22 protein-coding genes and 1 other annotated feature are annotated in these 19,656 nt (G+C 50.9%); of the genes, 14 read left to right on the forward strand and 8 right to left on the reverse strand.

Annotated features, from left to right (window positions below; all coding sequences use genetic code 11):
- Positions 1-31: 31 nt before the first annotated feature.
- Positions 32-274: a cell division activator CedA gene (cedA, locus tag ACFX4O_RS05620; protein WP_131411547.1), complete on the forward strand. Its 243-nt coding sequence runs from the start codon at positions 32-34 to the stop codon at positions 272-274.
- 88 nt (positions 275-362) lie between these two features.
- Here the strand turns inward: cedA and ACFX4O_RS05625 are convergent, their stop codons facing one another.
- The 4 genes from ACFX4O_RS05625 to hxpB all read right to left on the reverse strand — a co-directional run bounded on the left by ACFX4O_RS05625 (position 363) and on the right by hxpB (position 4,150).
- Entirely contained in the window at positions 363-1,754 is a 1,392-nt protein-coding gene (locus ACFX4O_RS05625; RefSeq protein WP_380207707.1) for an L-cystine transporter, read from the reverse strand.
- A 130-nt stretch (positions 1,755-1,884) separates the two neighbouring features.
- Positions 1,885-2,475 (reverse strand): metal-dependent hydrolase, encoded by a 591-nt coding sequence (locus ACFX4O_RS05630; protein WP_380207708.1) that lies wholly within the window; start codon positions 2,473-2,475, stop codon positions 1,885-1,887.
- A 97-nt stretch (positions 2,476-2,572) separates the two neighbouring features.
- Positions 2,573-3,334, reverse strand: a complete 762-nt coding sequence (gene kduD, locus ACFX4O_RS05635; protein ID WP_380208026.1) for a 2-dehydro-3-deoxy-D-gluconate 5-dehydrogenase KduD — start codon at positions 3,332-3,334, stop codon at positions 2,573-2,575.
- A 147-nt stretch (positions 3,335-3,481) separates the two neighbouring features.
- On the reverse strand, positions 3,482-4,150 hold the full coding sequence (gene hxpB, locus ACFX4O_RS05640) for a hexitol phosphatase HxpB (RefSeq protein WP_131411541.1): 669 nt from the start codon (positions 4,148-4,150) through the stop codon (positions 3,482-3,484).
- 144 nt (positions 4,151-4,294) lie between these two features.
- On the opposite strand from hxpB, the gene ACFX4O_RS05645 reads away from it, so the two are divergent.
- Positions 4,295-4,831, forward strand: a complete 537-nt coding sequence (locus ACFX4O_RS05645; protein WP_131411539.1) for a YniB family protein — start codon at positions 4,295-4,297, stop codon at positions 4,829-4,831.
- Between the two features lie 43 nt (positions 4,832-4,874).
- On the opposite strand, the gene ACFX4O_RS05650 is transcribed toward ACFX4O_RS05645, so the two are convergent.
- From ACFX4O_RS05650 to pfkB, 3 genes are all read right to left on the reverse strand, one after another.
- Entirely contained in the window at positions 4,875-5,735 is an 861-nt protein-coding gene (locus ACFX4O_RS05650; RefSeq protein WP_131411537.1) for a fructosamine kinase family protein, read from the reverse strand.
- Positions 5,736-5,839: 104 nt separating this feature from the next.
- Positions 5,840-6,130, reverse strand: coding sequence for a type V toxin-antitoxin system endoribonuclease antitoxin GhoS (gene ghoS / locus ACFX4O_RS05655; RefSeq protein WP_017456546.1), 291 nt, complete (start codon positions 6,128-6,130; stop codon positions 5,840-5,842).
- Between the two features lie 113 nt (positions 6,131-6,243).
- Positions 6,244-7,176, reverse strand: a complete 933-nt coding sequence (gene pfkB / locus ACFX4O_RS05660; protein ID WP_380207709.1) for a 6-phosphofructokinase II — start codon at positions 7,174-7,176, stop codon at positions 6,244-6,246.
- A 290-nt stretch (positions 7,177-7,466) separates the two neighbouring features.
- Here pfkB and ACFX4O_RS05665 point away from each other — a divergent pair, with 290 nt between their 5' ends.
- Together ACFX4O_RS05665 and ACFX4O_RS05670 are read left to right on the forward strand one after the other, a co-directional pair.
- Positions 7,467-8,222 (forward strand): YdiY family protein, encoded by a 756-nt coding sequence (locus tag ACFX4O_RS05665; protein ID WP_131411533.1) that lies wholly within the window; start codon positions 7,467-7,469, stop codon positions 8,220-8,222.
- 264 nt (positions 8,223-8,486) lie between these two features.
- Positions 8,487-8,702 (forward strand): hypothetical protein, encoded by a 216-nt coding sequence (locus tag ACFX4O_RS05670; protein WP_380207710.1) that lies wholly within the window; start codon positions 8,487-8,489, stop codon positions 8,700-8,702.
- Between the two features lie 164 nt (positions 8,703-8,866).
- Here ACFX4O_RS05670 and ACFX4O_RS05675 read toward each other — a convergent pair whose 3' ends face one another.
- On the reverse strand, positions 8,867-10,312 hold the full coding sequence (locus ACFX4O_RS05675) for a flagellin (protein WP_380208028.1): 1,446 nt from the start codon (positions 10,310-10,312) through the stop codon (positions 8,867-8,869).
- A 289-nt stretch (positions 10,313-10,601) separates the two neighbouring features.
- Between ACFX4O_RS05675 and fumD the strand changes: the two genes are divergently transcribed.
- The 10 genes from fumD (at position 10,602) to btuC (ending at position 19,632) form a co-directional block, all read left to right on the forward strand.
- On the forward strand, positions 10,602-10,814 hold the full coding sequence (gene fumD, locus ACFX4O_RS05680) for a fumarate hydratase FumD (RefSeq protein ID WP_131411527.1): 213 nt from the start codon (positions 10,602-10,604) through the stop codon (positions 10,812-10,814).
- Positions 10,815-11,406: 592 nt separating this feature from the next.
- Entirely contained in the window at positions 11,407-13,335 is a 1,929-nt protein-coding gene (gene thrS / locus ACFX4O_RS05685; protein ID WP_131411525.1) for a threonine--tRNA ligase, read from the forward strand.
- A 3-nt stretch (positions 13,336-13,338) separates the two neighbouring features.
- The gene (infC, locus tag ACFX4O_RS05690) at positions 13,339-13,881 is read left to right on the forward strand and encodes a translation initiation factor IF-3 (RefSeq protein WP_071908164.1); all 543 of its coding nucleotides are present in this window, start codon (positions 13,339-13,341) and stop codon (positions 13,879-13,881) included.
- Between the two features lie 92 nt (positions 13,882-13,973).
- Positions 13,974-14,171: a 50S ribosomal protein L35 gene (gene rpmI / locus ACFX4O_RS05695; RefSeq protein ID WP_001124225.1), complete on the forward strand. Its 198-nt coding sequence runs from the start codon at positions 13,974-13,976 to the stop codon at positions 14,169-14,171.
- 49 nt (positions 14,172-14,220) lie between these two features.
- On the forward strand, positions 14,221-14,577 hold the full coding sequence (gene rplT, locus ACFX4O_RS05700) for a 50S ribosomal protein L20 (RefSeq protein ID WP_013366084.1): 357 nt from the start codon (positions 14,221-14,223) through the stop codon (positions 14,575-14,577).
- A 119-nt stretch (positions 14,578-14,696) separates the two neighbouring features.
- Positions 14,697-14,821, forward strand: a sequence feature (Phe leader region).
- A complete protein-coding gene (gene pheM, locus ACFX4O_RS05705; RefSeq protein ID WP_001386830.1) occupies positions 14,702-14,746 on the forward strand; it encodes a pheST operon leader peptide PheM in 45 nt (14 codons plus the stop codon). It overlaps the preceding feature by 45 nt.
- 40 nt (positions 14,822-14,861) lie before the next feature.
- The gene (gene pheS, locus ACFX4O_RS05710) at positions 14,862-15,845 is read left to right on the forward strand and encodes a phenylalanine--tRNA ligase subunit alpha (RefSeq protein ID WP_380207711.1); all 984 of its coding nucleotides are present in this window, start codon (positions 14,862-14,864) and stop codon (positions 15,843-15,845) included.
- Positions 15,846-15,859: 14 nt separating this feature from the next.
- A complete protein-coding gene (gene pheT / locus ACFX4O_RS05715; RefSeq protein WP_380207712.1) occupies positions 15,860-18,247 on the forward strand; it encodes a phenylalanine--tRNA ligase subunit beta in 2,388 nt (795 codons plus the stop codon).
- Positions 18,248-18,251: 4 nt separating this feature from the next.
- Positions 18,252-18,551 (forward strand): integration host factor subunit alpha, encoded by a 300-nt coding sequence (ihfA, locus tag ACFX4O_RS05720; protein ID WP_006820203.1) that lies wholly within the window; start codon positions 18,252-18,254, stop codon positions 18,549-18,551.
- A 100-nt stretch (positions 18,552-18,651) separates the two neighbouring features.
- Entirely contained in the window at positions 18,652-19,632 is a 981-nt protein-coding gene (gene btuC / locus ACFX4O_RS05725; RefSeq protein ID WP_380207713.1) for a vitamin B12 ABC transporter permease BtuC, read from the forward strand.
- Positions 19,633-19,656: the final 24 nt, after the last annotated feature.

Genomic DNA, 19,656 nt, shown 5'->3' on the forward strand with positions numbered 1-19,656 from the left:
TTGTAGAATTTGTCTGTAGAACGCATCGCTTATGAAATCTTATCGTCAACAAAACCGAGCCATTATCAGCTATGTCCCGCGTGTCGAACCGGCTCCCCCCGATCACGCCTCAAAAGTGGATGGCTATCGTGATGTCTGGTTGCTGCGGGGTAAGTATGTGGCGTTTGTGTTGATGGGGGAAAAGTTTCGCCGCTCGCCGGTCTTTAGCGTCCCGGAAGCTGCTCAGCGCTGGGCGATGCAGATGCGCCAGGAAGGCGAGGTAGACGAAGCGTAAAAAAAACCGCCTGACATTGCAGGCGGTTTTCATTATTCACCGGTGCCGCCTCGACGGATAGGGGCATCGGTCATTCCATTCCGGGTGTTTAACGGTGCGCCAGTTCGGCGTCGTCTTCACTGTCCAGCACGGTTTTATCGGTCTGTTTCAGCCACTGGCTGGTCAGCGTACCGGCGGTCATTGAGCCGCTCACGTTCAGGGCAGTTCGGCCCATATCGATAAGCGGTTCAACGGAAATGAGCAGCGCCACCAGCGTCACTGGCAGGCCCATTGCAGGCAGCACGATAAGCGCGGCAAAAGTCGCACCACCGCCAACACCGGCTACACCGGCGGAACTGACGGTGACGATCCCAACCAGGGTAGCAATCCACAGCGGATCCAGCGGGTTAATGCCAACGGTGGGAGCTACCATCACGGCCAGCATCGCCGGGTAAAGGCCTGCGCACCCGTTTTGCCCAATGGTTGCGCCAAAGGAGGCTGAGAAGCTGGCGATGGATTCCGGTACGCCCAGACGACGGGTTTGCGCTTCCACGTTTAGCGGAATGGATGCTGCGCTGGAGCGGCTGGTGAAAGCAAATGTCAGAACAGGCCATACCTTACGGAAGAATTTCAGCGGGCTAACGCCGTTCACACCAAGCAGCAGACCGTGCACCACAAACATAATGCCCAGGCCAAGGTAAGAGGCGATAACAAAGCTACCCAGCTTAATGATGTCCTGAATGTTAGAACCAGCGACAACTTTGGTCATCAACGCCAGCACGCCATACGGCGTCAATTGCATCACCAGGCGTACCAGTTTCATCACCCAGCTTTGCAGCGTATCGATAGCGGTCAGTACACGTTGGCCTTTCGGCGCATCATCTTTCAGCAATTTCAGCGCTGCGACACCGAGGAACGCAGCAAAGATAACGATGCTGATAATTGACGTTGGGTTTGCGCCTGTCAGGTCGGCAAACGGATTTTTAGGTACAAAGGAGAGCAGCAGTTGCGGCACGGTGAGATCGGCTACTTTGCCGACATAGTTGCTCTGAATGGCGTTCAAACGCGCGGTTTCTGCCGTACCCTGCACCAGACCTTCTGCCGTCAAACCGAACAGATTGGTCACCAGCACGCCCACCGATGCGGCGATCAGCGTCGTGAACAGCAATGTGCCGATGGTCAGAAAACTGATTTTGCCCAGTTGTGACGCGTTATGCAGACGCGCAACGGCACTCAAAATTGAAGCGAAAACCAGTGGCATGACAATCATTTGCAGCAACTGGACATAGCCATTGCCGACCACGTTGAACCACTGGATGGAATCTTTCAGTACCGGGTTATCAGAACCATAAATAGCCTGCAGCGCGAGGCCAAAGACCACACCGAGACCTAAACCCACCAGTACTTTTTTTGCCAGGCTCCACTGTTTGTGACGCGCCTGCGCCAGCAAAAACAGCAGTGCCACGAACACAACGACGTTCGCGATTAATGGAAAATTCATCCCCTTTCTCCTGATATCATTATTCGGTCGGCCTTCTCGGCCGCTCCTGTTGCGCAAGGTTAGCAGAAGTGTTGAAACGGTCTTATATCCAAATGGAATGGGTTATATCGAAATAAGGAGGAATGACGATTTAATGCTCAGATTGCTGATGAATAAAGCGATTAAACTGATTTTGTAGCGACGTTATCATCTGTGACGACCAGCGGACTGCACCGTTTTCGGGCAATGTTTGTGGCATCCAAATCGCGTAAGTAAATAGCGCCATACATAATACGCGCTCCAGTTGGTTACCTTTTTGCGGCACCAGCAGCGGCAGACGAAAGCGCCAGCGACAGGGCCAGAGCAGCGGTACGCCAGCAGGGGTAAGCATGTCCGCCAGAATATGGCTGAGATAACCGACCACCATTCCCTGTAGCGCATCGGCGGGCACTATCCAGCTTTCTGGCACTTTTAAATAAAAGAGCGTCAGTGCCAGAAAAACCGCCAGCAGGCTATGCGTAAACCCGCGATGCCCAAAAGCGCGGGCGACCGGTTTTGATATCCACTTCAGGCGCTGCCCGAGAAAAGATTTCGGATGGTCGATATCTGGCAGCAGGCAGGTGAGAATAGCGGACGGGACAATATGCCACCAGTCTCCCTGGGCGAGGACGGGCGTTAACTCAGCGTTTTTGGAAAACACCGCGCAAGCAATGGAAAAAAGCAGGTGTCCTTCCGCCGTCATGGTCAAACTCACTCAACTGTTGATGTATACAGTATAGGATGTTTGTACAGTAGGCGGAAGAGGTGACGGTGTAACTCTTTGTCACAATCCTGATTGTTTAACGCGCCAGCCAGCCACCATCGACGGCAAGGGTGTAACCATTGATATAATCCGCCGCTCTGGAGGCCAGAAACACCGCCGCGCCTTTCAGATCTTCTGGTTCTCCCCAGCGCCCGGCCGGGATACGGTCAAGGATTTCCTGGCTGCGTTCCGCATCTTCCCGCAATTGCTGGGTGTTATTTGTCGCCATATAGCCTGGTGCGATCGCGTTAACGTTAATTTGATGTGATGCCCATTCGTTTGCCAGTAAACGCGTTAGCCCCATGACGCCGCTCTTGGACGCCGTATATGAAGGTACACGAATGCCACCCTGGTACGAGAGCATCGAAGCGATATTGATGATTTTCCCGCCATTACCCTGGGCAATAAATTGCCGAGCCACCGCCTGAGAGAGAAAAAAGACCGTTTTCAGGTTCAGGTTCATCACGTCATCCCAGTCTTGTTCACTGAAATCAATGGCATCGCAGCGGCGAATCGTGCCCGCGTTATTCACCAAAATATTGATGTGCCCAAATGTCGCAACGGCTTGCTTAACCACCTCATCAAGACCGTGCTGGTGGCGAAGGTCGGCCTGAATAGCATGGAAACGGCGTCCTAACGCCTGCACGCGGGAGGCGGTTTCCTGCGGCACTTTGCGGCCAACACCGACAATATCGCAGCCCGCTTCTGCAAGCCCTAATGCCATTCCCTGACCCAGCCCGGTGTCACATCCGGTGACGATAGCCACTTTACCCGCAAGCTTAAAGGCTTCCAGTATCATATTTACTCCGGCGTTATAAATTGTTGTCATTGGGCATCTGCGCCTGAAGATCAGGATAGAAGGCGGGCAAAGAAAACACAAATAAAAATGAAATGACGTTTCAAAATTGAGGGGTGATGGGGTGATCTGTATCACCCCACAGGAGAACTAGCCGTGAAGATGCGTGAGGGTGAGTTGCTCGAGGCTTTCTAGTTTCACGTTAGCAAGCACGTAACGCGGGTCCGCGCGATGTTCGGCATCCGGCACAACGATGGAACGCATCCGCGCGGCTTTGCTGGCAATCATGCCGTTAACCGAATCTTCCAGCGCCACACAGGTGAGCGGGTCTACGCCCAGTTTTGCCGCACAGTCCAGATAAACCTGCGGGTGCGGCTTGCTGTAGGGCAACTTTTCCGCTGAGGCGAGTGCGTCGAAACTGTCGCGCAGATCGAACATGGTCAGCACTTTTTCCAGCATATGCAGCGGTGATGCGGATGCCAGCCCAACCGCCAGCCCGCTGCTTTTACACAGCGCGATGGCTTCACGCACGCCCGGCAACAATGGACGCTCTTCTTCAACCAGTGAGATGGCGTGCTGAATGATTCTGTCGGTGACTTCCTGACGGCTCGGACCATTCCAGGGCTGCTGGGCATACCACAACTCAACCACCATATCGATGCGCAGGCCAAGTGTATCCGGTAACTCATTGCGCCTTGAAATGTCGACCCCAAGGCTTGCGACAACGTCCAGTTCGGCACGATCCCAGAGCGGTTCTGAGTCAATCAGTAATCCATCCATATCAAAAATGGCAGCAAGAATTTGTCGCGGGGCAGACATAACACCTCTCTATTAACGGATTTTGCAGGGATAAAACCGAAATTATGGTTAAGCATTCATCATACTGCCTTTAAAGATCAGGCGAAAATGGTTATCAGCAGGTAGACTAAGGCGCAAACAGTGCGTCACTTACAAGGGGAATCCATGACGTATCAACAAGCTGGACGCATCGCTGTGCTGAAACGCGTTCTGGGTTGGGTGATTTTTATTCCAGCCGTCATTTCGACAATTATTTCTGTACTGAAGTTTATGTACGATCACAGCGAAAAACAGCCGGGTATCAATGCTGTGATGCTTGATTTTGCCCATGTAATCATTGAGATGATGCGTTTTAACACGCCATTCCTGAATCTTTTTTGGTACAACTCACCAACGCCAGATTTCCACCAAAGCCTGAACATCATGTTCTGGATTATCTATGTGCTGATCTTTGTCGGGCTGGCGCTGCAGGCGTCCGGTGCGCGCATGAGCCGCCAGGCACGTTTTCTGCGTGAAGGTGTAGAAAATCAGATGATCCTGGAGAAAGCCAAAGGCCCGGAAGGGTTAACGCGTGAGCAGATTGAAGCACGCATTGTGGTGCCGCATCACACTATCTTTCTGCAAATTTTTCCGCTTTATGTATTGCCAGTGATGATTATTGTTGCAGGCTATTTCTTCTTTACACTGCTCGGTTTCCTGTAATCCCCAAACCCGAGGTGTTGCACCCCGGGTCTGAGAACCACATTCACGCCGCCAGCACGCGATCCAGCGCTTTTTGTGCATTCAGCAGATGCTCGCCACCGAACAGAATTGCCCGGTTAAACAAGGTGTAAAGCTGGTAAAGGGGTTGGCGATCAAGGAAATCAGAGGGAAGCGGGGAGATGGACTGGTAACCGTCATAGATTTGCGGCGGCTGGTCCGGGTGCAGCGGCAGCATCGCCAGATCACACTCTCGGTCGCCCCAGTAGCAAGCCGGGTCGTAGATGTAAGGGCCGTCAGGCCCAAGTGCACAGTTGGCAGACCAAAGATCGCCATGCAATAGCGAGGGTTGCGGTTGGTGAGAACTCAGCCGCTGCTGAACATGCTCGACAATCGCATCAATGTTGCCAAACTCCAGCCCTCTTTCCGCCGCCAGTTCTAACTGCCAGCCAATGCGTTGCTCAGCAAAAAACGTTGACCAGCGGCGCTGCCAGGCGTTGGGCTGCGGCGTGGTGGAAAGATCGTTGTCGAAATCGAGGCCAAACTGCGGCTGATCGCTCCATTGGTGCAGGCGCGCTAACTGCTGCCCCAGCAAGAACGCGCTGTGCGCATCAAGCGGGCGGGCAGGAAGATACTCCATGACCAGAAAACTGTAGTCGCGGTCGCTTCCCACAGCCCAAACCGCTGGCACACGCACGGTATTACTGCGTGCCAGCAGGGCGAGCTGATCGGCTTCAGCCGTAAAAATGGGGAGTAATGCGCGATCATCACACTTCACGAAGAGATCGCGACCGGCGTAGCGTACGTGCCACGCAGCATGGATTTCACCGCCAGGCAATTCGTCGCGCTGTTCAATTTCGCCTTCACCCAGTTGTTCGCTTAACAGACCACTTATCGCTTGCCACATGATGTCTCTCCCATGTTATCAGCCCGATCATAAGGTTAGCGCACTACAGCTGTTGAAAAATCCGACTTAACGCACGCCCGACATACGCAACGGTGGAATGGCACTTAATGTTCCTGTTTCTGGAACGCTTCCCAGGTGGTGACAGTGATTTCCGTCTCCTCGTCCACGGCGCTTTCAGCAAGCCCGCTTGCCAGCGCATGAACATCCTTCTCACTTAGCGCGCTGATAAAACCGAAGGTATTGGTGCCAAGATCGTGTACGTTGCCGTTATCATCCGCCATCGTGAGGAGAAAGCCGGCACGTGTAAAGTGGTTATTGATCTCGTTGATGTCTGTCAGCGTTTGGTCATGAAATTTGACCTCAACTACGTAGCGGGTGATGCCATCGCTGCCCATCTTTCACCTCGTTGTTATCTTAACGTTTTTTTTAGCATAGACGGCGAGGGACATTTGTCGACCATCGCAGGGGATATTTGATATTTCCCCTTCCAGCCGGAAGGGGAGGTATGTCAGGCATGGCACAAATAGTCGTAGATTTTTTGCGTGTCTTCCTGCGCGCACAAGCGCGTACCCTGGTTGATGGTGGCTGCACTCCCGGCGGCGACGCCGAAACGTACCATGTCATCAAAAGGTGCATCTTGTGCAAGTTTAAGCGTCATTGCGCCCACCATGCTGTCGCCAGCGCCCACCGTACTTTGGCTTTTCATCGGCGGCGGTACAACCTGAACACAATTATCGCCATCCACACCCAATGCACCCTGCGGTCCAAGGGAGACAACCACGCGCAGCGCTTTGCCTGTTTGAACGATCTCCTGTGCGGCTTTGCGCACATCATCAGGCTGGGTGAGATCTCTGCCGACCAGGGCGCTCAGCTCCTTCTGGTTGGGTTTCACCAACTCAATATTGCCAATTGCGAGCGCTGCGGTTAGTGCTTCGCCCGAGCTATCGACAATGCAGCGAATCCCCTGTTTTTGCGCGGCTTTAATTAACTGCGTGAGCTTTTCAACCTGGACTCCTGGTGGCAGGCTGCCGCTTATCACCAAAATCGCGCCACGTTCAATGGTCAAGACTTTCTCTTCTATCTGGCGAAACTCGTCTTCATTCAGCGAGGCTCCGGGCATGACAAACCGGTATTGCTCACCGCTGGACTCAACGTGAACGTGCAGATTCTGCCGCGTCCAGTCTTGTGTGGCTACGGTGACGGTCGGTACATTTTCATCTGCCAGTAATGCGATGAGATGCTCGCCGGTTGCGCCGCCGGTTGGAAATATTGCCGTTGCTTTACCGCCCAGATGTGCAATCGCGCGCGCAACGTTGATGCCACCGCCGCCAGGCTCAAAAACGGGTGCCGTGCAGCGCAGTTTACCTTCTGGATAAATTTGTGGCGTCAGTGTCGCACTATCAAGCGAAGGCGCCAGCGTAAGGGTGTATACAGCTGTCATGATGACCTCCTTTTCTCAGATTGATGTAAGCCTGGCACTGTTCAGGCAGAAGGGAAAGGAATTAAGGGCATGATTTCAAAATGATATTGATTTTATACGCAGCGGTGATTAATAACCGTTTTTGTTGTTTTGAGATCCCTCTTATTCAAAAAATCAAATAAGATTTCATTGATATGTTTAAGCGGCCTTTTTATAATTTGTTACCTTTCTTTGGACCGTTGATCATTGATCCTAATGAAAGTTTCCGGGACCGTATCGGTCTCTTTTTTTGCTGTACGGACTCTAAATAAATGAAGCTTTTGAAGACAGTACCCGTGCTTGTGATGGCGGCGGGTGTGTTTGTATCAGTGCACGCGTTTGCAGATGATACCGTTTTTACTGTCATGGATGATCCCTCTACCGCTAAAGCGCCGTTTGAAGGCAGCGTAAACGGTGGTTATCTGGCTCAGTCCGGCAATACAAAGAGTTCCTCTTTGACTGCTGATTCCACCTTGACCTGGTACGGCGATACAACCGCCTGGTCTTTGTGGGGTAACGCCAGCAATACATCGTCAAATGATGTTCGTTCGTCTGAAAAATACGCAGTAGGTGGTCGTAGCCGTTATAACATGACGGATTACGATTACCTGTTTGGCCAAGCGAGCTGGTTAACTGACCGCTATAACGGCTATAGCGATCGCGATGTACTAACTGCTGGTTACGGTCGTCAGTTCCTGAATGGCCCGGTTCACAGCCTGCGTTTTGAATTCGGTCCTGGTGTTCGTTATGACAAGTACACCGACGGCGATACTAAAACGACCGGGCTCGGTTATGCCTCCGGCACCTACACCTGGCAGATGACCGATACCACGAAATTCACCCAGGGTGTTTCCGTATTTGGTGCGGATGATACTACCGTGAACTCAGAAACAGCGTTGAACGTAGCGATTAACGCGCACTTTGCGTTGAAAGTCGCGTATAACCTGACCTGGAACTCCCAGCCACCATCGACTGCGCCGGATCATACCGATCGTAGAACAGTGGTAACGTTAGGCTATAAAATGTAATTCGTTGGGCCGAAAATATCGGCCCATTTTTTATTTGTTAATTTGTGCTCTTTTCATTCCATCATTCCATTCTCAATTTTGTTTAAGTATTCTTTTCTCTTCATAATTTCCTCACAATTAATATTTGGGTTACATATTCAGTTTATTTGACACGAATGGATAAATAAATTGACTGTGCAAAAGTGTGATCCAGATCTACACTAACAGCACGGGCAAAAAAACGCCCAGCCAGTAATGTAGTTATTCAAGAATGAGAATTTAATTATGAAAAAAATCAAAACCGCTGCGGTCGCCGTCGTGCTTTCTGCACTCTCTTTTGGCGTTTTCGCGGCTCAGCCTGCATCAACGGCCATCCAGACTAACACGACCATCACCAACATTGAAGCGGGTTCTAATATGGTTCCTGTGTCTCAATCAACTCAGGGCTCAAATGACAATGCGTTTAACGCGCATACCCTGGTTGCGGGTGAGTGGAATTAAATACATTCTGAGTTAATTTATTAACTTTGAAAAAACCGGATTAAGTCGTACCGGTTTTTTGTATTTGTATTCAAAGGTAATGACACGCAATGAAGTTATTTATTCGCGGGCGAAAAATGGCTTTGTTATTAAGTGCTGTTATTAAACTTTGTGAAAATACAGTGTTAGTTGCGAAGAAGTGCCAGAATATTTTCTGCCGACTGGTTAGCAACTTTTAGCACTGCATCCTGGCTCTGCTGTAATATCTGCGCTTTTGCCATCTTACTGACTTCCAGCGCGTAATCCGCATCTTCAATGCGGCTCTTCGCCGCTTGTGTTGCAATGTTTTGTTGTGCCAGTACTGATTTATTCGATTCGAAACGATTGATATACGCGCCATATTGCGCACGAAAGGCGCTTACTTTATCGAGCGCTCTATCAAGCGCACCCATTGCAACACTTGCTGAGGCCGCCGTTTGCAAGGATGTCGCGTTTAAACCCAGGGACTTCACGTCTGCCGGTGTGGTTGGTATGGTTACAGATTGGATATCACCACCAACGTTCGCGCTGGTTACGACCTCCCACGGGCGACTCTGCTTCGGCGGTTCCGCCGGGGTTATCGTTGGCTTTGGCAGGATACCCCAAGTTAAATTGCTGGTAAAAGAACCACTGCCAACAACCATCACCACCAAATCTTCAGTCACGTTATCAATCTTTACGCGCTCCAGCCGGTTTGAACCGTTGCTACCGTCATTGTAGGCGTTGCCCGGTTCGTAACGATCGCCATCGCCACTGTAAGCGATAGCCATACCGTTGTAATTCTGCGTCTCGCTGCCGTTTAGTGCCCACGACGTTCCCCCTTCAATCAGTAAAGAATCGTCGTAGGTTGCGCCATGCGCAAAACCATTGGCTTCGGTAAGCACACGGCTGGTTGCTTTCGCTGAATCCGTTATACCGCGGCTTTTCCATGTATAGTCCGGTGCTGCGCCGTTCATCGGTGTGCCGGCCAGATGCTTGCCGTCGCGAGTGAATAACTGAATGTCATCATCCAGGCCCAGCGAATCAATAGTAATAGCAATATTCGTCGAACCGGCAGGAATATAGGCCAGCGAGACAATGCCTGAGCTGAAAGAATAATTGGTTCCCTGAACCGGAAACTTCACGTTTAGCGGTGGCACGTCACCAATCAGCTCCGGCGGCAATTCCGGTGAATCAGTAGCCAACGGGTAGCGTCCAAAAATCTCTGTACCCTCCGAGATTGACTGAATATGGTTAAGAATATTTTGATATTCGTTCTGAATGCTTTGCCGGTCATTCTCAGAGAGGGTGCTATTTCCGGACTGTATGGCAAGGCTTTTTGCTCGAATCAAAAGTTCGCTAACAGTGCTTAAGTTGCCATCCGCGGTCTGCGCCATACTGATCGCATCATCAAGACCGCGGGACACCACGGTATCCGCATTGGCGTTGGAGCGCATGCGGTTAGCGATAGCCTGTCCGGCAGCATCATCCTTCGCGCCATTAATGCGTAACCCTGATGACAGACGTTCAATGCTTTCTTGTAGCGTAGAGGTCGTTTTTTTTCGGGCGGTGAGGTTCAGCCCGATAAACTCATTATGATTGATTGCCTGCATTTCCGTCATTAATTCATTCAGACCGCTAATGAATTAATCATCGGCAAAGGGGTGAGTAACTTTAAGGTAAATTCGCAGGTAAATTTAACTTTGTGCAAATGACCGAAAATGGGTGACGTGCAGAAAAAGGCCGCTTGCGTCGCCCCTTCATGCTGTCAGGAGAAAGATCCTGTGTACAGATACTGGTAACAATATGCTTTACTGACTCTTTTTACAGGCGCAAGCCGCTTTTTTCGTGAGGCTCTCTGAAGAGAGATAGCTTATCAAAACCATCGCTACCGGAGGTGAAATGGGGAAGTCAAAAGACGAGGCGTTATATGAAGAAATGTGCCGTGTAGTGGGGAAAGTCGTGCTGGAAATGCGCGACCTTGGGCAAGAACCAAAGCATATTGTCATTGCCGGGGTGGTCAGAACCATGTTGGCAAATAAGAAAATTAAACGATCCGAGCTAACACAAGAAGCGATGGAAACCGTGATCCAGGCTTTGGGTTACAACGCCTGAACAGCAGGCCGGATATGATAAAAAGGCACGCGTCTTGCGTGCCTTTCTGAATAATCGTGGCTTTTAAAAGAAGACGGCGTTATCCACGCCGTTTCTTGTAACGGCCCGGAAGGGCGCGGGACGATTTCATGCTGTGGTGTTTATAAAACGAAAAAATAATGATCGCGACAAGCGCGAAAATAATAATAATGGGGTAAAGGATTACCATTTTTTATCAGTAAGTTAGGTATGAATGGGTAGCCAAATAAACGGCTTGAGATACCGTTATGTCAATATCGTGTTAAAAAATCGGATAATCCTCAGGTTGAATGGTTGTTTTTGAAACGTTTTTCCATGGAGAATCTTGAATCTGCAATAAAGCAGCACTATTGAGCTGTGTCACACTAATCCTTCCAACACACTTCGCAAATGTGTACTATTGCCGGGTACTTAACAGCGGCAGGTAAGGGTATCAGGTAGTGGGTAATCGCTACACTGTACAGATTCCGCAGAGTGAAGCGAGAAAACTTACCGTCGCAGCTGTTATATTTTTGATCTCTCATTTTGTATGTGCTCTTTCGTGTGGGGCACCACTGCAAATTAAGGAAATGAAATGCCTGTAATTACTCTTCCTGATGGCAGTCAACGCCATTACGACCACGCTGTAAGCCCAATGGATGTTGCGCTGGATATCGGTCCAGGACTGGCGAAAGCCTGTATCGCTGGCCGTGTCAACGGTGAACTGGTCGATGCATGCGATGTGATTGACAGCGATGCCAACCTTGCCATCATCACCGCAAAAGATGAGGACGGCCTGGAAATCATTCGTCACTCTTGTGCGCACCTTTTAGGCCATGCGATTAAGCAACTTTGGCCCAACACCAAAATGGCTATTGGTCCGGTTATTGATAACGGTTTTTACTATGACGTTGATCTTGACCATACGCTGACCCAGGAAGATATCGACGCGCTCGAAAAGCGTATGCATGAGCTCGCCGAAACAAACTACGATGTCATCAAGCAGAAAGTAAGCTGGAAAGAGGCGCGCGAGACGTTTGTTAAACGCGGTGAAAGCTATAAAGTGTCGATCCTTGATGAAAATATTGCCCATGATGACAAGCCAGGCTTGTATCATCATCAGGAATATGTCGACATGTGCCGTGGTCCGCACGTGCCGAATATGCGTTTCTGCCATCACTTCAAATTAATGAAAACAGCAGGTGCCTACTGGCGCGGTGACAGCAATAATAAAATGCTGCAGCGTATCTATGGCACCGCGTGGGCGGATAAAAAAGCGCTGAACGCTTATCTGCAACGTCTGGAAGAAGCGGCAAAACGCGATCACCGTAAAATCGGTAAACAGCTCGATCTGTATCACATGCAGGAAGAAGCGCCGGGTATGGTGTTCTGGCATAACGATGGCTGGACTATCTTCCGTGAACTGGAAACTTTCGTACGTTCTAAACTGAAAGAGTACCAGTATCAGGAAGTGAAAGGCCCGTTCATGATGGACCGTGTGCTGTGGGAAAAAACTGGCCACTGGGACAACTATAAAGATGCCATGTTTACGACTTCTTCTGAGAACCGTGAATATTGCATCAAACCGATGAACTGCCCGGGTCATGTACAGATCTTTAATCAGGGCTTAAAATCTTACCGCGACCTGCCGTTACGTATGGCGGAGTTCGGAAGTTGCCATCGTAACGAGCCATCAGGCGCTCTGCATGGCTTAATGCGTGTACGCGGCTTCACTCAGGATGACGCGCATATCTTCTGTACAGAAGAGCAGGTGCGTGATGAAGTGAACGCTTGTATTCGTTTGGTCTACGATATGTACAGCACCTTTGGCTTCGAGAAGATCGTCGTCAAACTCTCCACTCGTCCGGAAAAACGTATTGGCAGTGACGAGATGTGGGATCGTGCTGAGGCGGACCTGGCTGTGGCGCTGGAAGAGAATAATATCCCGTTTGAGTATCAACTGGGTGAAGGCGCATTCTACGGTCCGAAAATTGAATTTACACTGTATGACTGCCTCGATCGTGCATGGCAGTGCGGTACTGTCCAGCTGGACTTCTCCTTGCCGTCTCGTCTGAATGCCTCTTATGTTGGCGAAAGTAACGAGCGACAAGTTCCAGTAATGATTCACCGTGCAATTCTTGGTTCTCTGGAGCGCTTTATCGGCATCCTGACAGAAGAATTTGCGGGCTTCTTCCCAACCTGGCTTGCGCCAGTGCAGGTAGTTGTGATGAATATCACTGATTCACAGGCTGAATACGTTAACGAATTGACCCGTAAACTGCAAAATGCGGGTATTCGTGTAAAAGCAGACTTGAGAAACGAGAAGATTGGCTTTAAAATCCGCGAGCACACTTTACGTCGTGTCCCTTATATGCTGGTTTGTGGTGACAAAGAGGTTGAAGCCGGCAAAGTTGCTGTGCGTACCCGTCGCGGTAAAGACTTGGGTAGCCTGGACGTAAATGATGTTATCGAGAAGCTGCAACAAGAGATTCGCAGCCGCAGTCTTCAACAACTGGAGGAATAAGGTATTAAAGGCGGAAAACGAGTTCAAACGGCGCGTCCCAATCGTATTAATGGCGAGATTCGCGCCACGGAAGTTCGCTTAACAGGTCTGGAAGGCGAGCAGCTTGGTATTGTGAGTCTCAGAGAAGCTCTGGAAAAAGCTGAAGAAGCCGGGGTCGATTTAGTCGAAATTAGCCCTAACGCCGAGCCGCCCGTTTGCCGTATAATGGATTACGGCAAGTTCCTCTATGAAAAGAGCAAATCTTCTAAGGAACAGAAGAAGAAGCAAAAAGTTATTCAGGTTAAGGAAATTAAATTCCGACCTGGTACAGATGAAGGCGACTATCAGGTAAAACTCCGCAGCCTGATTCGCTTTCTCGAAGAGGGCGATAAGGCCAAAATCACACTGCGTTTCCGCGGTCGTGAAATGGCCCACCAACAGATCGGTATGGAAGTGCTTAATCGCGTGAAAGAAGATCTGGTTGAACTGGCAGTGGTCGAATCCTTCCCAACGAAGATCGAAGGCCGCCAGATGATTATGGTGCTTGCTCCGAAGAAGAAACAGTAAGGCCATCAAGTAATTAGACCTGTGGGCCGCAAGCTCACGGGTTTAATTCGCCTTTGTTTCGTTTATTAACAATGCGAAGTGGAAGTTAAAAAATGCCAAAAATTAAGACCGTACGCGGTGCTGCTAAGCGCTTCAAAAAAACCGGTAAAGGTGGTTTTAAGCACAAGCACGCTAACCTGCGTCATATTCTGACCAAAAAAGCTACCAAGCGTAAACGTCACCTGCGTCCGAAAGCCATGGTTTCTAAAGGCGATCTGGGCCTGGTAATCGCGTGCCTGCCGTACGCATAAGTCGTTAACCTTTTAACTTTTTTAAGAATATAGATACAGGAGAGAGCATATGGCTCGCGTAAAACGTGGTGTGATTGCACGTGCACGACATAAGAAAATTTTGAAACAAGCTAAAGGTTACTACGGCGCGCGTTCACGCGTTTACCGTGTTGCCTTCCAGGCTGTTATCAAAGCAGGTCAGTACGCTTATCGTGACCGTCGTCAGAAAAAGCGTCAGTTCCGTCAACTGTGGATTGCACGTATCAACGCAGCAGCACGTCAGAACGGTATTTCTTACAGCAAATTCATCAATGGCCTGAAAAAAGCCTCTGTTGAAATCGACCGTAAGATCCTGGCTGACATCGCAGTATTCGACAAAGTGGCATTTACTGCCCTGGTTGAAAAAGCGAAAGCAGCTCTGGCGTAAGCCAGTTTAAGAGAGGGAGCTTAGCTCCCTCTTTTGCTTTAACATTATCAATACATTGACATTTTGCCGTGATGCGTTTTCAATAAGCCATCGCCGCCACTTACCCTGTTAAGGTAACGCAAGCATGAATGCTGCTATTTTCCGCTTCTTTTTTTACTTTAGCACCTGAACCCGGGAGGCTAGCGCGTGAAAGAAGAAACGGAAAACAGCGCCAGAAAGCCTCCCTTGTGGAGGCTTTTTTTGTATCTGCCGCTTGTAAATATCGTCATATAACGAGGAAAACCATGTCACATCTCGCAGAGCTGGTTGCCAGTGCGAAGGCAGCCATTAACGATGCTTCAGATGTCGCCGCGCTGGACAACGTACGCGTCGAATACCTGGGCAAGAAAGGGCACCTGACCCTTCAGATGACCACCCTGCGTGAGTTGCCGCCAGAAGAGCGCCCGGCTGCAGGTGCGGTGATCAACGAAGCGAAAGAGCAAGTGCAGCAAGCGCTGAACGCGCGTAAATCCGATCTTGAAAATGCGGCTTTAAATACACGCCTGGCAGCGGAAACTATTGATGTGTCGCTGCCGGGGCGTCGTGTGGAGAATGGCGGTTTACATCCGGTGACTCGCACTATCGACCGCATCGAAAGCTTCTTCGGTGAGCTTGGCTTTACTGTCGCCACCGGTCCGGAAATCGAAGATGATTATCATAACTTCGATGCGTTGAACATCCCGGGCCACCACCCGGCGCGCGCTGATCACGACACCTTCTGGTTTGACGCAACCCGTTTGCTGCGCACCCAGACTTCAGGCGTGCAGATCCGCACGATGGAAAATCAGCAGCCACCGATCCGCATTATTGCCCCGGGCCGTGTGTATCGTAACGACTACGACCAGACGCACACTCCGATGTTCCATCAGATGGAAGGGTTGATTGTTGATAAAAATATCAGCTTCACCAATCTGAAAGGCACGCTGCACGACTTCCTGCGTAACTTCTTTGAAGAAGATTTGCAGATCCGTTTCCGCCCGTCCTATTTCCCGTTTACTGAGCCCTCTGCGGAAGTCGATGTAATGGGTAAGAACGGCAAATGGCTGGAAGTGCTCGGCTGCGGGATGGTGCATCCGAATGTACTGCGTAACGTCGGTATTGATCCAGAAGTGTATTCAGGTTTTGCATTCGGTATGGGTATGGAGCGCCTGACTATGCTGCGTTACGGTGTCACCGACTTGCGCGCGTTCTTCGAAAACGATTTGCGTTTCCTCAAACAGTTTAAATAAAGGCAGGCAAAACAATGAAATTCAGTGAACTGTGGTTACGCGAATGGGTTAATCCCGCCATTGATAGTGAAGCGCTGTGCGGGCAAATCACCATGGCGGGCCTCGAGGTCGACGGTGTTGAGCCGGTTGCCGGTGCGTTTAATGGCGTGGTCGTTGGCGAAGTGATGGAGTGCGCTCAGCACCCGAACGCCGATAAACTGCGCGTAACGAAAGTAAACGTGGGCGGTGAACGTCTGCTGGACATCGTCTGTGGCGCGCCAAACTGCCGCCTCGGGCTCAAAGTCGCGGTCGCGACTGTCGGTGCGGTATTGCCGGGCGATTTTAAAATCAAAGCGGCAAAACTGCGTGGCGAGCCTTCGGAAGGCATGCTCTGCTCTTTCTCCGAATTGGGGATTTCTGACGATCATAACGGCATTATTGAACTGCCAGCCGATGCGCCGATCGGTACTGATATCCGTGAATATTTAAAACTTGATGACAGCACCATCGAAATCAGCGTTACGCCAAACCGTGCAGATTGCCTCGGTATCATTGGTGTGGCGCGTGATGTTGCGGTGCTAAACAAATCTCCTCTGATCGCGCCGGATATCGCACCTGTAGCCGCTACCATCGCCGATACGCTGCCGATTACCGTAGAAGCGGTAGAGGCCTGTCCGCGCTACCTTGGCCGTGTAGTGAAAGGTATCAACGTCAAAGCGCCAACACCGCTGTGGATGAAAGAGAAGCTGCGCCGTTGTGGCATTCGCTCGATTGACGCCGTTGTGGATGTGACCAACTACGTTCTGCTGGAACTGGGGCAGCCGATGCATGCGTTTGACCGCGATCGTCTGGATGGCGGCATCGTGGTGCGTATGGCGAAAGAGGGCGAAACCCTGGTGCTGCTGGACGGTAATGAAGCAAAATTGAACGCGGATACCCTGGTGATTGCCGACCATAACAAAGCTCTGGCGATGGGCGGTATCTTTGGTGGCGAACACTCTGGTGTGAACAGCGAAACGCAGAACGTGCTGCTGGAATGTGCTTTCTTCAACCCGCTGTCCATTACCGGCCGCGCGCGCCGTCACGGTTTGCATACTGATGCTTCTCATCGTTATGAGCGTGGTGTCGATCCGCAACTGCAATACAAAGCGATGGAACGCGCCACGCGTCTGCTGCTTGATATCTGCGGCGGTGAAGCCGGCCCGGTGATTGATGTCACGAACGAAGCTACGCTGCCGAAACGCGCAACTATCCGTCTGCGCCGTAGCAAACTGGATCGCCTGATTGGACATCATATTGCCGACGAGCAGGTCAGCGATATTTTGAACCGTCTCGGTTGCGACGTCACGAAAGGACAGGATGAGTGGCTGGCTGTTGCCCCGAGCTGGCGTTTCGACATGGAAATTGAAGAAGATCTGGTCGAAGAAGTCGCTCGCATTTATGGCTACAACAATATTCCCGATGAGCCTGTGCAGGCTGGTCTGATTATGGGTGAACACCGCGAAGCAAACCTGTCGCTGAAGCGCGTTAAAACCATCCTTAACGATAAAGGCTACCAGGAAGTCATTACTTATAGCTTTGTCGATCCTAAGCTGCAGCAATTGATTCATCCGGGCGAGGAAGCTCTCATCCTGCCAAGCCCCATCTCCAGCGAAATGTCGGCGATGCGTCTCTCTCTGTGGACCGGTTTACTTGGCACTATTGTTTATAACCAGAATCGTCAGCAGAGCCGTGTGCGTATTTTCGAAACGGGCCTTCGCTTTGTGCCTGATACGCAAGCTAATCTTGGCATCCGTCAGGATGTGATGCTGGCGGGTGCGATTTGCGGTAACCGTTATGAAGAACACTGGGACCTGGTAAAAGGCAGCGTCGATTTCTTCGATTTAAAAGGCGATCTCGAGTCCGTACTGGAACTTACGGGTAAACTTTCCGCCGTTGAATTCCGCGCTGAAACCAATCCTGCACTGCACCCAGGCCAATCTGCAGCGATTTATCTGAAAGATAAGCGCATTGGTTTTATTGGTGTTGTTCACCCGGAACTGGAACGTAAGTTTGATCTGAACGGCCGCACACTGGTATTTGAACTGGAGTGGAATGCGCTTGCAGACCGCGTCGTTCCTCAGGCTCAGGAGATTTCGCGCTTCCCGGCGAACCGCCGTGACATTGCTGTCGTGGTCGCAGAAAATGTGCCTGCAGCAGATGTTTTGGGCGAATGTAAGAAAGTTGGCGTAAATCAGGTAGTTGGCGTAAACTTGTTTGACGTGTACCGCGGTAAGGGTGTAGCGGAAGGGTATAAGAGCCTTGCCATTAGCCTGATCCTTCAGGATACCAGCCGTACACTCGAAGAAGAGGAGATTGCCGCTACCGTTGCCAGATGTGTAGAGGCATTAAAAGAGCGATTCCAGGCATCATTGAGGGATTGAACCTATGGCGCTTACAAAAGCTGAAATGTCAGAATATCTGTTTGATAAGCTTGGGCTTAGCAAACGGGACGCAAAAGAGCTGGTAGAGCTGTTTTTCGAAGAGATCCGTCGTGCTCTGGAAAACGGTGAGCAGGTAAAACTCTCCGGCTTTGGCAATTTCGATTTGCGCGACAAAAATCAACGTCCGGGTCGTAATCCAAAAACGGGCGAAGATATTCCCATTACAGCCCGGCGCGTGGTGACCTTCAGACCCGGCCAGAAGTTAAAGAGCCGTGTCGAAAACGCTTCGCCCAAAGCTGAATGATATGAACTAATTAAAAAGGCCGCATCGCGGCCTTTTTTCTTTTCAGCATCCGGCATCAACCTTAAAATCAGTGGCCTTGCTGACCAATAAAACGGAAAACATGCTGGCATACGCTCATCTTCAACAGCAACGCAACCGCCGCTGGCTGGGTGGATTGCTGCTGCTCTTACTCTTCGCGCTGCTGTTTAGTCTCTGCGCGGGCGATCAATGGATTTCTCCCAACGCCTGGTTTACACCTGATGGGCAATTGTTTGTCTGGCAAATTCGTCTGCCGCGTACGCTGGCAGTGCTGTTGGTTGGAGCTGCACTGGCGTTGTGCGGTGCGGTGATGCAGGCGCTATTTGAAAATCCGCTTGCGGAGCCTGGGTTGCTTGGCGTCTCCAGCGGTGCAGGTGTTGGGTTAATTGCTGCTGTATTGCTGGGCGGCGGATTGCTGCCTGGCTGGGCGCTGGGCGTTTGTGCAATCGCCGGGGCGCTTGTTGTGACGCTAATCCTGCTGCGTTTCGCGCGCCGCCACATCTCAACCAGCCGTTTGCTGTTGGCTGGTGTCGCGTTGGGTATCATCTGTACCGCATTGATGACCTGGGCCGTCTATTTCTCTTCCTCCTTCGATTTGCGCCAGCTTATGTACTGGATGATGGGCGGTTTCGGCGGGGTGGACTGGCAACAAAGTTGGCTGATGGTGGCGCTGGTGCCGGTCATCATTTGGGTCTGTTTCCAGTCTCAGCCACTGAATATGCTGGCGCTGGGAGACATTTCCGCGCGCCAGTTAGGGTTACCGATGTGGTTATGGCGAAACGTGTTGGTAATAGCCACGGGCTGGCTGGTAGGCGTAAGCGTCGCGCTGGCAGGGTCAATTGGTTTTATCGGTCTGGTCATCCCACATATCTTACGCCTGTGCGGTTTGACCGATCATCGGGCATTGCTGCCAGGCTGCGCGCTGGCAGGGGCGGTAGCACTCTTATTTGCCGATGTGATAGCGCGTCTGGCGCTCAGTGCAGCCGAGTTGCCGATAGGTGTTGTGACGTCAACGCTGGGCGCGCCGGTATTTATCTGGCTATTATTGAGAGCCGGGCGTTGAGCCCATAATCCATAACATTTATCA

The organism is Kosakonia sp. YIM B13571, assembly GCF_042788095.1.
In the GTDB taxonomy this organism is placed as follows: domain Bacteria; phylum Pseudomonadota; class Gammaproteobacteria; order Enterobacterales; family Enterobacteriaceae; genus Kosakonia; species Kosakonia quasisacchari.